The sequence below is a fragment of the Uniformispora flossi genome (genome assembly GCF_049534875.1).
Classification (GTDB): domain Bacteria; phylum Actinomycetota; class Actinomycetes; order Streptomycetales; family Streptomycetaceae; genus Yinghuangia; species Yinghuangia aomiensis.
Genome location: NZ_JBMULZ010000004.1, coordinates 388,535 through 403,467, shown reverse-complemented (window position 1 = coordinate 403,467; position 14,933 = coordinate 388,535). Strand labels below are relative to the sequence as shown.

At 72.2% G+C, this 14,933-nt stretch carries 12 protein-coding genes; 5 read left to right on the top strand and 7 right to left on the bottom strand.

Annotated elements, in window-relative coordinates; translation table 11 throughout:
• The first annotated feature begins 116 nt into the window (after positions 1–116).
• Positions 117–1,778 carry a flavin monoamine oxidase family protein gene (locus ACPA54_RS11690; RefSeq protein WP_423528697.1) on the top strand — a complete coding sequence of 554 codons (1,662 nt, stop codon included), beginning with the start codon at positions 117–119 and terminating at the stop codon, positions 1,776–1,778.
• 648 nt (positions 1,779–2,426) lie between these two features.
• Here ACPA54_RS11690 and ACPA54_RS11685 read toward each other — a convergent pair.
• The 3 genes from ACPA54_RS11685 to ACPA54_RS11675 all read right to left on the bottom strand — a co-directional run bounded on the left by ACPA54_RS11685 (position 2,427) and on the right by ACPA54_RS11675 (position 5,151).
• Complete coding sequence (locus ACPA54_RS11685) at positions 2,427–3,182, bottom strand: SDR family NAD(P)-dependent oxidoreductase (protein WP_423528695.1); 756 nt, start codon at positions 3,180–3,182, stop codon at positions 2,427–2,429.
• Between the two features lie 72 nt (positions 3,183–3,254).
• Positions 3,255–3,836, bottom strand: coding sequence for a nuclear transport factor 2 family protein (locus tag ACPA54_RS11680; protein ID WP_423528693.1), 582 nt, complete (start codon positions 3,834–3,836; stop codon positions 3,255–3,257).
• Between the two features lie 202 nt (positions 3,837–4,038).
• Positions 4,039–5,151: a citrate synthase 2 gene (locus ACPA54_RS11675; protein ID WP_423528692.1), complete on the bottom strand. Its 1,113-nt coding sequence runs from the start codon at positions 5,149–5,151 to the stop codon at positions 4,039–4,041.
• Positions 5,152–5,567: 416 nt separating this feature from the next.
• Here ACPA54_RS11675 and pdxH point away from each other — a divergent pair, with 416 nt between their 5' ends.
• Positions 5,568–6,230, top strand: coding sequence for a pyridoxamine 5'-phosphate oxidase (gene pdxH, locus ACPA54_RS11670; RefSeq protein WP_345677041.1), 663 nt, complete (start codon positions 5,568–5,570; stop codon positions 6,228–6,230).
• A 77-nt stretch (positions 6,231–6,307) separates the two neighbouring features.
• Here the strand turns inward: pdxH and ACPA54_RS11665 are convergent, their stop codons facing one another.
• Entirely contained in the window at positions 6,308–7,081 is a 774-nt protein-coding gene (locus ACPA54_RS11665; RefSeq protein ID WP_423528689.1) for an SDR family NAD(P)-dependent oxidoreductase, read from the bottom strand.
• A 457-nt stretch (positions 7,082–7,538) separates the two neighbouring features.
• On the opposite strand from ACPA54_RS11665, the gene ACPA54_RS11660 reads away from it, so the two are divergent.
• Complete coding sequence (locus tag ACPA54_RS11660; protein WP_423528687.1) at positions 7,539–8,915, top strand: MFS transporter; 1,377 nt, start codon at positions 7,539–7,541, stop codon at positions 8,913–8,915.
• A 132-nt stretch (positions 8,916–9,047) separates the two neighbouring features.
• Here the strand turns inward: ACPA54_RS11660 and ACPA54_RS11655 are convergent, their stop codons facing one another.
• The 3 genes from ACPA54_RS11655 to ACPA54_RS11645 form a co-directional block, all read right to left on the bottom strand.
• Positions 9,048–10,067, bottom strand: a complete 1,020-nt coding sequence (locus tag ACPA54_RS11655; RefSeq protein ID WP_423528685.1) for a lytic polysaccharide monooxygenase auxiliary activity family 9 protein — start codon at positions 10,065–10,067, stop codon at positions 9,048–9,050.
• Positions 10,068–10,232: 165 nt separating this feature from the next.
• Complete coding sequence (locus ACPA54_RS11650) at positions 10,233–11,006, bottom strand: hypothetical protein (RefSeq protein WP_423528683.1); 774 nt, start codon at positions 11,004–11,006, stop codon at positions 10,233–10,235.
• 67 nt (positions 11,007–11,073) lie between these two features.
• Positions 11,074–11,829, bottom strand: coding sequence for a sugar isomerase domain-containing protein (locus tag ACPA54_RS11645; RefSeq protein WP_423528681.1), 756 nt, complete (start codon positions 11,827–11,829; stop codon positions 11,074–11,076).
• 357 nt (positions 11,830–12,186) lie between these two features.
• Between ACPA54_RS11645 and ACPA54_RS11640 the strand changes: the two genes are divergently transcribed.
• Complete coding sequence (locus ACPA54_RS11640) at positions 12,187–12,873, top strand: iron-dependent transcriptional repressor DtxR (protein WP_345677036.1); 687 nt, start codon at positions 12,187–12,189, stop codon at positions 12,871–12,873.
• A gap of 300 nt (positions 12,874–13,173) precedes the next feature.
• Entirely contained in the window at positions 13,174–14,736 is a 1,563-nt protein-coding gene (locus ACPA54_RS11635; protein WP_423528679.1) for an MFS transporter, read from the top strand.
• The last annotated feature ends 197 nt before the right edge of the window (positions 14,737–14,933 follow it).

Here is a 14,933-nt window from a genome sequence, read left to right as displayed (position 1 = left end):
CACCGCTCCGCAGCGAGCGGCGGCACCACCCGCGTACGGCCCGGGGGCCTCGTGCTGCCCGGGCATCGCGCGGGGACGCCGTCCGAACACTCCCGACCCGCACGAGAGGACGCCTCATGGCACGTACCAACCCGATGCAGGCCCTGAAGAACATGGCCGCGGACCACGCCGCCGCCGACCGGCTGCGGATGCCCGTCGACGAGTACCGCGGCCTGCGGGACGACGCCGCGGCCGAACCGGCCGGGTCCAGCCGCCGTTCGCTGCTCAAGCGGGCGGCCGCGCTCGGCATCGGTGTCGGTGTCGGAGGTGCGGCGTTCGCCCGCCCGGCGTTCGCCGCGACCGAGGTCAAGCAGATCACCACCAACAAGCGCATCGCGATCATCGGGGCCGGTATTTCCGGCCTGACCGCCGCGCTCACGCTCGCCGATGCGGGTGTGAAGGCCACCGTGTACGAGGCCAACCCGTCGCGAATCGGCGGCCGCATGTACACACAGAAGACGTACTGGGGCAACGGCCAGACCTCGGAGGTCGGTGGCGAGCTGATCGACACCGGGCACAAGAAGATGCTCGAACTGTGCCGCCGTTTCGGGTTGTCCACCATCGACTTCGCCGCGGCCGGTCCGGCCGGCGCGACCGAGGTGCTGAAGTTCGACGGTACGTACTACCCGCGTACGCAGGCCGACGACGACTTCAAGGCGATGTACCAGGCCGTGCGCCGCGACTTCCAGGACGCCGGCGACGTCACCTGGAACAACGCCAACGCGGCCGGCATCGCCCTGTCGAACATGACGCTGTACGACTGGATCGAGTCCCGGGTGCCGGGCGGACACGCGTCCAAGCTCGGCCAGTTCCTCGACGTCGCCTACAACGTCGAGTACGGCGCCGACACGGTGAACCAGGCCGCGTACGCCGGGGTGAGCATGCTCGGCTGGCAGACCAACCCCGGCCACTTCAACATCTGGGGCGGCTCCAACGAGCGCTACCACATCGTCGGCGGCAACGACCAGGTGCCGCAGGCGATCGCCGCCGCGCTGCCGTCCGGCACCGTGCAGATGGGATACCGCCTGGTCGCCGTCCGCGCGAACGCCGACGGCACCCAGACGCTGACCTTCGACAACGGCGGAACGACCAAGACCGTCACGGCCGATCACACGATCGTGACGGTGCCGCTGCCGATCCTCCAGGGCCTCGACCTGAGCCGGGCGAACTTCGACCCGCTGATGACGAACCTGCTCCGCGACGCGCGCATGGGCTACTGCACCAAGCTCAACATGCAGTTCTCGTCGCGGCCGTGGAACGGCACGGGTGCGTGGCCGGGTGTGGCTTCCGGCGACTCGTTCAGCGACCTGGCCTACCAGCAGACCTGGGACACCACGAAGGGCCAGGCCGGCAGCACCGGCATCCTCATCCAGTACGGCGGCGGCTCCCTCGCCTACGGCCTGAACCCGGCGGGCCCGTTCAACACCGACAGCGACCCGGCCGTGCGGTCGATCGCGTCCGGCTACCTGACGCAGATCGACACGGTCTTCCCGGGCACCAAGGCCGCGTGGACCGGCAAGGCGCAGCTGTCCGCCTGGCACAAGAACCCCTACTCGCTGGGGGCTTACTCGTACTGGCCGGTGTCCTACCTGCACCGTTATGCCGGATATGAGGGCACTCGGCAGGGCAACATCCACCTCGCCGGCGAGCACACGTCCAACGACTTCCAGGGCTACATGAACGGCGGTGCGGTCACCGGCGAACGCGCCGCCGACGAGGTGATCGCCGACCTCTCCTGATCCTGCGGCGGCTGCCCGCCTGGGTGGTCGAACTCCCGTGAAAATCCGATTGTTCGCGTGCCACGGGAATTCCGGGCGTCTCCGATCCGGCCCCGACTGTGCGGTTTGCAGTCGGGGCCGTTGGGCATCCATGGGCGGGTCCGGACAACCGGGTGAACGGGGCGGCGGCGAACTTGACTGATAGGTAAGGATCTGTCAGTAATAGTGACAGATGTCCGATATGTAGCTAGGCAGTTAGCCGGTGGAGGGGGGTCTGTCAAGACCCAACCAAGCGTCTTTCTTGGGCAGTTGGCGACACGAGACGCCACGAACGCGCCGAAGAATCCGAGTTATCCGGTCAATCCCTGACAGATGAGTATTCTTCCTTCCGGATCTGGACCGACCCGACGCCACCGAACCGCGAGCCACGCGGGCGGAAGTGCAGGCGGTCAACGCAACACCGGAATACGAGACGCAGCACCAGCCGCAGAACCGACCGCAGTACCGGCAACAGCACGACCCCGGCACCAGCTCGACATCGACCTGTCACCCGCCCTCCCCGCCTGCCGGGGGAGGGCGGTCGGCATTTCCGGCCGAGGGCGCTCCCCGCCCCCGTCCCCGCCCGGAACCCGTCCGGCACCGCGAGGACTCCGGCGCCGCGGCCCCGGCTCACACCGTCGCGGTCAGCCCGCCGTCCACCAGCAGGTGCGTGCCCGTGATGTACGACGCCTCGGCGCCCATCAGGAACCGCACCGCGCCCGCGATCTCGTCGGGCGTGCCCAGCCGCTTGAGCGGCGGCCGCGACTCCAGCTTCGCCCGGTTCCCGGGGCGTTCGAACGCCTTGGCGAGCATGGGCGTTTCGATGTACCCCGGGCACACCGCGTTGACCCGGATGCCGTCGGTGGCCAGCGACGCCGCCAGCGACCGGGTGAGTCCCAGCAGCCCCGCCTTCGATGCGCAGTACGCCGGGTTGGCCGGGTTGCCGACCACCGCGTTGATCGAGGCGATCCCGACGACCGCCGAGCCCTGGTGCGTCCGCAGGTCGTCGAGCATGGCCCGGACCAGCAGCGCCTGCGCCCGCAGGTTGACGTCCAGCACCAGGTCCCACACGTCCGGCTCCAGGCCGGGCAGCGACCCGGAGTCGACCACGCCCGCGGCATGGACGAGCCCGCCGAGGCCGCCCAGCACCGACCGGGACTGCTCCAGCGCCTCCGGATAGGCCCCGGCGTCGCGCACGTCGACGCGCAACCCGATCGCCGGGACGCCGTGTTCCTTCGCGATGCGGTCCGCGTGGCCGACCGCGGCCGCCTCGTCCACGTCCCACAGCGCGACCGGCCGCCCCGCCGCCGCCAACGCCGCCCCGCACGCGCTCCCGATGCCCGAGGCGCCGCCGGTGACGATGACGCCCGTGGTGATGCCGCTCATGGTGAAGCTCCTTCCGCCCCCGTGCCCGCCGATGCTCTCCGTGTCGTCACGCCCCGCCCCGCGCGGGACCGGTCACTCGCTCCCCGTCCGCGCCCAGAACTCCTGCCACGACGGCCACTTCTCGGGCAGCTCGGACCGCGTGATCATCGGGTTGTCCGGGAAGTGGAAGCGGTCCGCGACCTTCAGCGGGTGCTCCAGCACGTCCGCCGCATAGAACGCCTTGGGCTTGCGGGAGCGGAAGTACCACCGGCCGTCGCGGCGTTCGTACCGGTCCCAGTACTGCATCGGCATGACGACCCACAGGTCGCCGACCTCGTGCTCGGGGCGGCAGTAGACGACGCCGGTGGCGTGGTCGTCGTCGACGAAGTCGATGACGTGGTTGCCGATCAGGTGGAACGTGATGCCGTACGGCCGCAGCACCGGGTCGAACCACCGGGCCAGCGCCTCGCGGCCGGACCCGCCGTCGCCGGTCTGCACGTCGTCGACGAAGAGCGACGCCAGCGCCGGCACGTCCCGGCTGTCCAGCGCGAGCGCGTAGCGGGCGGCCAGCTGCCGGATCTCCTCGTACGCCTCGACGCGCCGCAGCCGCCGCTCGGTGTCGGCTGTGTCGGCTGTGTCGGCGATGGACGCCCCTTCGGAAGCCTGTGGTGTCACGGGTGCCCCTCCGCAGACAGTGGTGACAGTTGGTTGACATAAATCAACTATCACGGCGAGGCTGCGAGAGATATGGAGTGTGGGGAGTCCCACGCGGCAGCCCGGCCGAGCGCCCGGGAACGCCGACGGCCCGCCTCCTCGTGGGAGTGCGGGCCGTCGGGCCGGACGCCTGTCGAGAGCGGCGAGCCGGGACGTGCGGACGTCAGCTGTTCTTTATGTGGACCGTGTCGTCGTAGCCCGGGACCTCGGTGACCGGCCGCGGGCCCGGGCCGATGTAGCGGGCGGACGGGCGCACGAGACGCGAGGTGCGCTTGTGCTCCAGGATGTGCGCGCTCCACCCGGCGGTGCGGGCGCAGGTGAACATCGAGGTGAACATGTTGGCCGGGACCTCGGCGAAGTCCAGCATCACCGCGGCCCAGAACTCCACGTTGGTCGCCAGGACGCGGTCCGGGCGGCGGGCGTGCAGTTCCTCCAGCGCGGCCTTCTCGAGCGCCGCGGCGACCTCGTAGCGCGGGGCGCCGAGCTCCTTCGCGGTGCGGCGCAGCACGCGGGCGCGCGGGTCCTCGGCGCGGTAGACGCGGTGGCCGAAGCCCATGAGGCGCTCGCCGCGGTCGAGGACGCCCTTGACGTACGCCGAGGCGTCGCCGATCCGCTCGATCTCCTCGATCATGTGCAGCACGCGCGACGGGGCGCCGCCGTGCAGCGGGCCCGACATGGCGCCGACCGCACCCGACAGGCAGGCCGCGACGTCCGCGCCGGTGCCGGCGATGACGCGCGCGGTGAACGTCGACGCGTTCATGCCGTGCTCGGCGGCCGACGTCCAGTAGGCGTCGACGGCCTTGACGTGCTTCGGGTCCGGCTCGCCGCGCCAGCGGATCATGAACCGCTCGACGATCGTCTCGGCCTTGTCGACCTCGCGCTGCGGCACCATCGGCTTGTCGAGGCCGCGGGCCGACTGGGCGACGTAGGACAGCGCCATGACGGCGGCGCGGGCCAGGTCGTCGCGGGCCTGGGCGTCGTCGATGTCGTGCAGCGGTTTGAGACCCCACACCGGGGCGAGCATGGCCAGCGCGCTCTGCACGTCCACGCGGATGTCGCCGGAATGGATGGGGATGGGGAAGGACTCGGCGGGCGGAAGTCCGGGGTTGAAGGCGCCGTCGACCAGGAGCCCCCAGACGTTGCCGAAGGAGACGCGTCCGACCAGGTCCTCGATGTCGACACCGCGGTAGCGGAGTGCGCCGCCCTCCTTGTCGGGTTCGGCGATCTCCGTCTCGAACGCTATGACTCCTTCGAGCCCGGGTACGAAGTCGGACATCAGGCGGCTCCTCATGCGAATCTCGACTGACTTGTGGTGACTTGTGGCCGGGTCCTTCATACCCCGCGTTACCACAACCTGTCTTCCCCCGAAGGCATCCGCGCGATACGGCGCAAGATCGTTACTGGCGCGCTCGCCGATACCGGCCGGGGGCGGCGAATCGGTGGTCTGGCGAAGACGCCGCGACGGGTCCGCGTTGTTGCTTCGCCTATGAAGTTGTGGGTGACGGTTGTCGACAGGCCACAATATCTCTCGACATCGAGATGACCTAGACGGGCCGACCACCGGGATCGTGAAGTGGGGCACACCCGGGTGGCGTATCCGCGCGATTCGCACCTTCGGGGGACACCCACACGGGTGTATCCGGGTCGCGCGCGGGTGCCCGCCGTGCGGGCACCGGCCCGACCCGTCCGGGGATGCTAGGAAGAACCGTGGACCTCAACCAGCTCATGGCCATGCGCCGCCACTACCGCGGCGAAGGCATCGACGCCGGCGCGCTGCCCGCCGCCCCGATGCCGCTGTTCGCGCACTGGCTGCGCGAGGCCGTCGCCGCCGACCTGCCGGAGCCGAACGCGATGGTGGTCGGCACCGCGTCCGCCGCGGGGCGCCCGAGCAGCCGGACCGTGCTGCTCAAGGAGTACGACGACGCCGGCTTCGTCTTCTACACGAACTACGACTCCCGCAAGGGCCGCGAGATCGCCGCGAACCCGGCGGTGAGCCTGCTCTTCCCGTGGCACGCCCTGGACCGCCAGGTGGTCGTCGGCGGCACCGCCGAGCGGGTGTCGGCCGAGCGCACCGCGGCCTACTTCGCGTCCCGGCCGTACGGGTCGCGGATCGGCGCGTGGGCCAGCGAGCAGTCCCGCGTCATCACGTCCCGCGAGGACTTGGAGAAGAAGTACGCCGAACTCGCCGCCCGCTTCCCGGAAGGCACCGAGGTCCCGGTGCCGCCGTTCTGGGGCGGATACCTCGTGGTGCCGGACAGCGTGGAGTTCTGGCAGGGCCGCGAGAACCGCCTGCACGACCGGCTCCGCTACCGCCGCGAAGGCGATGCGTGGGTCGTGGAACGGCTGAGCCCCTGAGCCCCTGAGCCTGCCCCTGACACCGCTCCTGACGCCGCCTGCGCCGCCGCCCCGGATGCCTGGGGGCGGATCCGGGCTCAGCCCGTCCGGTGCACCTTGTGCTGGGCGGCCTGGGCCAGCGGGCGCAGTACCAGGAGGTCGACGTTGACGTGCGCGGGGCGGGTGACCGCCCACACCACGGCGTCCGCGACGTCCTCGGCGGTGAGCGGCTTCTCGACCCCGGCATAGACGGCGGCGGCCTTGGCGGCGTCGCCGCGCATCCGGTTGACCGCGAACTCGTCGGTCTTCACCATGCCGGGCGCCAGCTCGACGACGCGCACCGGTTCGCCGCTGAGTTCCAGCCGCAGCGTGGCGGCGATCGCGTGGGTGCCGTGCTTGGCGGCGACATATCCGCCGCCGCCTTCGTAGGCGGTGTGCGCGGCCGTCGACGACATCACCACGACCGTCCCGGCGCCGCTCGCGACCAGCGCGGGCAACAGCGCCTGCGTGGTGTGCAGCGTGCCCATGACGTTGACCTGGTACATCGCGAGCCAGTCCGCCGGGTCGCCGGTCGCCACCGGGTCCGCCCCCAGGGCGCCGCCCGCGTTCGCCACCAGCACGTCGCAGCGCGGCAGCGTGGCCGCGAACGCGTTGACCGCCGCGCGGTCCGTCACGTCGAGGGGGTAGGCCGCCGCGGACTGCCCGGCCGCGCGGATCTCCGCGGCGACCGCCTCGATCCGGTCGGCCCGACGCGCGGTCAGCACCACGTGGTAGCCCGCCGCGGCCAGTCCGCGTGCGCTCGCCGCGCCGATCCCGCTGCTCGCGCCGGTGACCACCGCGAGGGGCGGGTGCGCGGAGTGCTCGCTCGTCATGCAGCGCACGGTAACAGCCGGGCGGGCGCCGCGGCCTGGACACGGCGGGTGTCCGGAAACCGCTTCCCGGCGGGCGGCCGGGACCCGGGAAACGCAGCGACCCGCAGGCCTTCCGCTCCGGGTGGAACGGTGCCGAGGGGACGTCCTCGGCGGCCTGCGGGTCGGGTGTCTGCCTGGTTTTCGCCGACCGTCTGCTGTGTGTGAATCCAGCACAGCTCCGTGGCGCTGCAGTCGCAACGGGCCTGACTTCGGTCGGGAGACCGGAGTGGCGGCTAGCGGGCAGCCACCTCACGCGTCCGATACTTGCTCATTGATCGAACCACCTCCTTTCCCGTGTACCGCAGAACGTAGATCGCGATCTGCCGCGGCGCAACGGATTTAAAAGGGAATTCACAGGTGGGGCATCTCACCCGGAACCCGGGAATACAGCAGCCACTTCGTGCGCTTTGATGTGGCCGTGCCCGTCCCTCAGCAGCCGGCCGAAGCCGGCGCCGCAGACGACCCCGTTCCCATACCCGCGCCCCGCGAGAGCCCGCCCTCCGCCACCGCCGCGGACGACCGGCCGTCGGGGCGCACGCGAGGATTCGCGCGCAAGGCATTCGCCGATGTGACGCCGCTGCGCGGCTCGCCGGATTACCGCCGCCTGTGGTTCGGGTCGACGGTGTCGATGCTCGGCCAGCAGATGACCGCGCTGGCGGTCTCGGTGCAGGTCTACGACCTCACCGGCTCCAATTTCTCGGTCGGCCTGGTGGGTCTGTTCTCGCTTTTCCCGCTCGTCGCGTTCGGCCTGCTCGGTGGAGCGATCGCGGACAGCATGGACCGCCGCAAGCTCGGCCTGATCGCATCGTCCGGCTTGGCGTGCATGTCGCTGGTGCTGGCCGTGCAGGCGGTGCTGGGGCTGCACCAGGTGTGGCTGCTCTACACCGTGGTGGCCTTGCAGTCGGCGTTCTTCGCGGTGAACAGCCCGACGCGCAGCGCGATGATCCCCAGGCTGCTGCCCGCCGAGCAACTCCCGGCGGCGAACGCGCTGTCCACGATGAGCATGAACCTCGGCCTGACGCTGGGGCCGATGCTCGGCGGCCTGATCATGGGCGTGTGGAACACCGAGACGGTGTACGTCGTCGACGCCGTCGGGTTCGCCGCGTCGCTTTACGCGATGTGGCGGCTGCCCGCGATGCTGCCGGAGCGGGCGAACGGCGGCGACCCGGGCAAGCCCGCGCAACGGGCCTCGGTTGCCGAGGGATTCCGCTTCCTGCGCACCCGGCCCAATGTGCGGATGACGTTCCTCGGGGACATCGCGGCGATGGTGTTCGGCATGCCGCGGGCACTCTTTCCGGCCATCGCCGTCGCCTGGTACGGCGGCGACACGGCCACCGTCGGCCTGCTGACCGCGGCGCCGGCGGTGGGCGCGCTCGCCGGTTCGCTGTTCTCCGGCTGGCTGGGGTCGGTGCGCTACCAGGGCCGTGCGGTGATCCTGTCGATCGTCGCGTGGGGCCTGGCCATCGCCGCGTTCGGGCTGACGAGCTGGCTGTGGCTGGGGCTGCTGTTCCTGGCGGTCGCCGGCTGCGCGGACACGATCAGCGCGGTCTTCCGCAACACGATCCTGCAGGTCGCCACGCCCGACGAGATGCGCGGGCGACTGGCCGGCGTGTTCATCGTCGTCGTCGCGGGCGGTCCGCGGCTCGGCGACTTCGAGTCGGGCAGCGTCGCCGCGCTGGCCACCGAGCGGGTCTCGGTGATCAGCGGCGGCTTGGCGTGCGTGGTGGCGGTGCTGCTGCTGACCGCGCGCTGGCGCGGCTTCTGGCGCTACGACGCGAAGAACCCGGTGCCGTAGCACGGTCGGCAGCGGTCGCACGGGCCGAGGCCCCCTGATCCGGACGGAGGAGGGACGGGGGCCCCGGCGCTCGTGGGGAGGTGCTGCGGTGCTGCGGTGCTGTGCCGTGGTGCGGTGGTGCCGTGGTGCGGCTCAGCGGTGCGCGCGGCGGCGGGCGTAGATCAGCGATCCGGCGCCCAGCGCGAGGACGCCGCCCGCGCCGCCCGCGAGGAGCCCGACGGAGGCGCCTCCGCCGCCGGTCTGGGCGAGTTCGCCGGTCTGTGCGGCCGGGGCGGCGGCCGGGGCCACATCGGCGTCGGCTGCCCCGGGCGGGGCCGCGGACGCCGGTCCGGCGGCCTGCGGAGCGGCCGAACCGGCCTTGCCGGTCTGCGGGTTCGTACCGGCCGGAGTTCTGCCGGCCGGCGTCGCGACGTCGTGGCCGGTGTGCCCGCCCGAAGTGCCGCCGCTCGTGTTTGCGGCACCGCCGGAGGTGCCCGCCGGTGCGGTCGGGGCCGGCTTGCCGCTGCCGTCGAAGGACACGTCCGAGCAGGAGTAGAACGCCTCGGGGCTGTCCGAGCGCTGCCAGACGATGTAGATCAGGTGGCGGCCGGACTTCTTCGGGAGCTGGCCCTTGACGACGTAGGCGCCGTTCTGCAGCTGCGGGTCGGTCGCGGTGGCGAACGGCTTCGCCTCCAGGTCGGACCACTTGAGCGGCTTGGTGACGTCGAATCCGTCCTTGGTGATGTAGTACTCGAACGAGCCCTTGTGCGGCGCGGTCGCCTTGTAGAGGAACGTGTAGGCGCCGCCGGACGGCAGGTTCGTGGTCGGCCAGTCGGTGCGCGGCAGGTCGAGGCCGGCGTACTGCGGGTTGTTCGCGCTGCACAGCTTGCCGTCCGGGATGAGCTGCCGGTGGTTGCCGGCGGCCTGCGCGATGTTGACCGCGTTCGGGTCGTAGAACGGCTGCGGATTGTTGCCGACCGCCGCCTTCGCCGCACGGCACGCGGACAGCGTGAAGTTCTCCGGGTTTTCGCCGCCCTGCGTCGAACACAGTTGGATGCGGCTCGGCGGGTTCTGCGACGTGCCGTGCGCGGCGGCCTCGCCCGCGGCGGCGAACCCGGCGGCGAGCGGAAACGCGGTGACCATGGCGACGGCTGCGCTGCGGCGGATCTTCATCAGGAGGTGTTCCTCTGCCTTCGGCCGGGGGTCCGGAACGGTGCGTTCGTGCCTCGACACGTGACGCTAGACCCGGCGAAACGCAGGAAACCCCTGATCGGAGCGCCTTATGGGGCTCTTAGGGAAGCGATCGGCGAGGGTTAAGGAGCCGATGAAAATCGGGGGTCAGGAAGCCTCGGCGGGCCGCGGCGCGATCCACAGGGCCTCCGCCTGGGCGGCGATCCGGCCGTCCGGGTCGTAGAGCGTCGTGGCGGTGCGCACCTTGCGGCCGTCGCGGCCGAGCAGCCGCCCCATGACGATGCAGCGGTCGCCCACGTAGGGGAGGGCGTCGATGCGGGCGGTGAACCGGCCGAGGAGCAGCAGCGGGATGTCCGTGCCGAGCACGGTCCAGGCGCCCGGACAGTCCAGCGCGGCCCACACGAACTCCGGGCGGACCCGGGCCCCGTCGGCGTCCGCGAGGGATGCGTCGGGCACCCACGGGGTCGCGGTGGTGCCGGGCTGCTGCGGCAGCAGGCCGGGGAACAGCCGCAGCCCGTCGCCTTCGGCACGTGCGGTGCCGCACACGAAGCAGGTCGGGAAGGGGTGTTCGTCGCGCCCGGCGAAGAACGCCGCGGACGCTTCCGCGGCAAGGTCGAAGGTCACCGGGTCGACCGGCTCGAAGCCCGCGTCGTCGAGCACCGCGTCGGACGCCGCGGCGGCCTCGGCCACGAGCGTGCCGCCGTCGTGCAGCCGCAGACCGCCCTCGTCGGCGTCGAGCACCTGCAGCGGCCGCTCCAGCGGCGGCGGCTGCCGCAGCGTGACGGTCGCCGCGGGGTGCCCGCCCAGCAGGCCCGCGAGCCGCCCCGCGACGTAGCCGCCGTTCCCCGACTCCGGGGGCCCGTTGAAGCGGGACGCGACGGTGAGGGAGTCGGGGCGGCGGAGATCGTCAGGCTCGGGCATGGGCTCCACGGTACCCAGTGGCACGCGCGGGCACGGGGCAAGCGCGGCGCGGCGGGAGTGGCCTTCGTCAGCGGAGATAGAACACCCGGTCGGCGTTCTCCGCCAGCATGCGGTCGTTCCATTCGGCGCCGCCCGCGATGTTGGCGCTCATGAAGACCGGCGGTTCGACGCCCAGCGCGACCATGCGGCCGATGACCGACACCATGAGCGCCTGCATGAGGGCGGAGCACACGACGCCGGATGTCGGGCCGATCTTCTGCGGGACGCCGTCGACGGCGAGGGCGGCGTCGCCCACCGGGACGCCCGCGTCCAGCACCACGTCGCAGTTGTCGAGCAGCCGGGTCCCCGACGGGTGCCGGGACGGTTCTGCGGTGCTCGCCGCGACCGAGGTGACGCCGACGACCAGCGCGCCGCGGTCGCGGCCGAGCCGGGCCAGTTCGACCGGCAGGCCGTTGCGGCCCGAGAGGGACAGCACCACCAGCGCGTCGCCCGCGCGGACGCCCGCGCCGTCCAGCACCGGAGCGGCCAGCTCCGGCAGCTTCTCCACCGCGCTGCTCGTGGTGATCGGCCGCACCGACAGGTCGTTGCCGGGCGCGATGAGCGGGTTGGCCAGGATCAGGCCGCCGGCGCGGTAGACCACGTCCTGCGCGTTCAGCGCGGAGTGGCCGCCGCCGAACACGAACAGCCGGCCGCCGGCCGCGAGCGCCCGGGCGATCCCGTCCGCCGCGTCGTCGACCGCGGGCAGCTCGCGGTCGCGGAGCCCTTCCAGCAGCGCGATCGCCGCGTCCAGGTACCGCGCGCCCAACTCGGCCGTCTCCGCCATGCCGCCGTCCTCTCCCGTCGGTGTCCCATTGGTACAGACCAACGCACGGTGCGGGTTGCCGGGCACGGCTGTCAACCCCCGCCCGGACCCATACGGCCGTCCGGCATCCGGGGCGCGAACGCCGGGCGAACGGGGGACCCGCATCCCGCGCGGCGGGTGACCGGCCCGCGGGGATGACGACAGAATGTCGGAACGTTGCACGAATGCGGTGTGCCGGAGCGGGCGGCGTACGCGCCAGGGCGGTTTTCCGGGCGCTGTCGACCGGCGCACCACCCCCCCGGCGGTACGGACGGCTCCAGCCGCCCGTCCGGTGGGCCAGAATTGGGGCAGGACCACGAAGAAACGGAGCCGGCAGTCGTGAGTGCACTCATCGACACCACGGAGATGTACCTCCGGACCATTTTCGAGCTGGAAGAGGAGGGCGTGGTCCCGCTGCGCGCCCGTATCGCCGAGCGGCTCGGGCAGAGCGGGCCGACCGTCAGCCAGACCGTGGCGCGGATGGAGCGCGACGGGCTGCTCACGGTCGAAGGCGACCGGCACCTCGAGCTGACCGACGAGGGCCGCGCGCTGGCCACGCGCGTCATGCGCAAGCACCGGCTCGCCGAGTGCCTGCTCGTGGACGTGATCGGGCTGCCGTGGGAACAGGTGCACGCCGAGGCGTGCCGCTGGGAGCACGTCATGAGCGAGCAGGTCGAGCGCAGGCTGCTCGAACTGCTGCGGAACCCGAAGGAGTCGCCGTACGGCAACCCCATCCCGGGCCTGGAAGAGCTGGACCGCGACATGCACGCGGACGACTTCATGGAAGGCCTGGGCACGCTCCTGGACGTGGCCGGGCCGGAGGGCAAGAACGTGGTGGTGCGCCGGATCGGCGAACCGCTGCAGACCGACGCCCAGCTCATGTACACGCTGCGGCGCGCGGGCGTGCGCCCCGGCGCCGTGGTGAGCGTCCACGAGTCGCCGGGCGGGGTCATGGCGGGCAGCGGCGGCGAGGCGGCGGAGCTTCCGCCGGACATCGCCATGCACGTGTTCGTGGCGTCGCGCTAGCCGCGCACGCCGGTCCGGACCCCGTGTGCGGGGCCCGGACCGCATGCACGTCCTCCGCCGTGGGCGGGGTGCCTTCGGGCGCCCCGCCCACCGGCATCTCCGGGGTCTGCGCCCCGCGGACTCCCCACGGCACCCCGGGGTCCCGGGGTCCCGGGCGATTCTCACGACGGGGCCTCCGCCGCTTGAACGGAATGTTTCCTGGCGCGCGCACTCGCGACCTTCCCGGGAAACACGCGCTTGGCACCGTCGCCGCTGTCCAGCAGACCGACAGCCCGCCAGGGGCAGCGACGGAGGACCCGCATGGCCACCGCGACCGCTTCGGCCGACGCCGCCGACCAGTCCCGACCGAGACTCCGCAACCTCCTGTCCTTCCGCGGGCGCTACCGCATGCTGCACCTGGCCATGCTGGCCTTCCTGTGCAGCTTCGTCGTGTGGTTCGACATGGCGCCGTTCATGGACGACATCGGCGCGGAGTTCGGCCTGACCGCCGGCCAGAAGGCCACCCTCGCCCTGTGCAACATCGCGCTCACGATCCCGGCGCGCACCCTCGTGGGGCTGCTCGTCGACCGGTACGGACCGCGCCGCGTCTACGGCAGCCTGCTGATCTTCGCGGCGGTCCCGAACACGATCTTCGCCCTCGCGCAGTCCTACACGCTGCTCGTGGTCAGCCGCCTGATGGTGTCGATCGTCGGCGCCGGCTTCGTGGTCGGCATCCGGCTCGTCGCCGAGTGGTTCCCGAAGCGTGAACTCGGCACCGCCGAGGGCTACTACGGCGGCTGGGGCAACTTCGGCTCGGCCGCGGCCGCGCTCACCCTGCCCGTGCTGGCGAGTTCGCTGGCGGACGGCGAAGGCGCGTGGCGCTGGGGCGTCGGCACGGCCGGCCTCCTCGCCGCCGTCTACGGCGTGTGCTTCCTGCTCATGGCGCGGGACGTCCCGGACGGCAGGACCTACCAGCGTGCCGCCGCCCGCAAGCCCGGCCTCCAGGTCACCAGCCGCCCCGCGGTGTTCGGGCTGATGGCGCTGCAGGTGCCGCTCGCGGTCGCGCTCGGGTTCGTCGTCTACCGGCTCAACGCGGACTTCACGACGACCACGCCGCAGGGCCCCAAGACCTTCCCCGGCGTGATCGGGGACGGCACGGCCGCGGTGCTGTACGCGGTGGTCGCGGCGTGGCTCGCGTACCAGATCCACGCGGTGGTGAAGTCGAACCGCGAGGTGCTGCGCGGCGGGGCGGCGGCGGTCGAGCCGTACCGGTTCGCGCCGGTGGGGCTGCTGGCGATCGCGTACATGGTGACCTTCGGCGCGGAACTGACCATGGCGAGCTGGCTGCCGAGCTTCTTCAAAACGCTGTTCGACATGGACACCGCGGACGCCGCCACCGCCGCCGCGTGCTTCGCCGGCACCAACCTGCTCACCCGGCCGTTCGGCGGCTGGCTGTCGGACCGCACCGGGCGCCGCAAGCTCACCCTGCTCGGGCTGCTCGCCGGGGCGTTCCTCAGCTACCTGGTGCTGTGGCGCATCGACCCCGGGTGGCCGGTCTGGCAGAGCGTCGGACTGCTCGCGCTGGCCTCGGTGTTCATCCAGGGCGGCAACGGCGCGGTCTACGCCATCGTGCCGCAGATCCAGCACCGCCTGTCCGGGCAGATCTCCGGCCTGGTCGGCGCCTACGGCAACGTCGGCGGCGTGCTGTTCACCAGCCTGATCTTCCTGCGGGTCGTCCCGCAGACGGTGTTCCTCGTCATCGGGCTCGCCTCGCTGGGCGCCGGACTGTGCTGCCTGCTCCTGCCGGGCGTGGGCGAAGTGCGTGCCGCGGCGGCGGCGGACGGCAAGGCCGCGGCGGTGCCGGTCGCGGCGCCGGCCGGCTGACGAGCCGTCGGAAAGCCCGCGGGCGGCCCGGGGAGGGACTTGGGACGGCCTCGGAGGCAGGCAGTCGGAGGCAGGCCGGTGGAAGTCGTGGGGGGGGGCGGGGGGGGGCCGGGGGCCCCCCCGGCCGGGTTGTGGGGGGGCGGGGGGGGGGGGTGAAACCGGGGGTGGGGGCGCCCGCCGGCGGGGGCCCCCCCCCC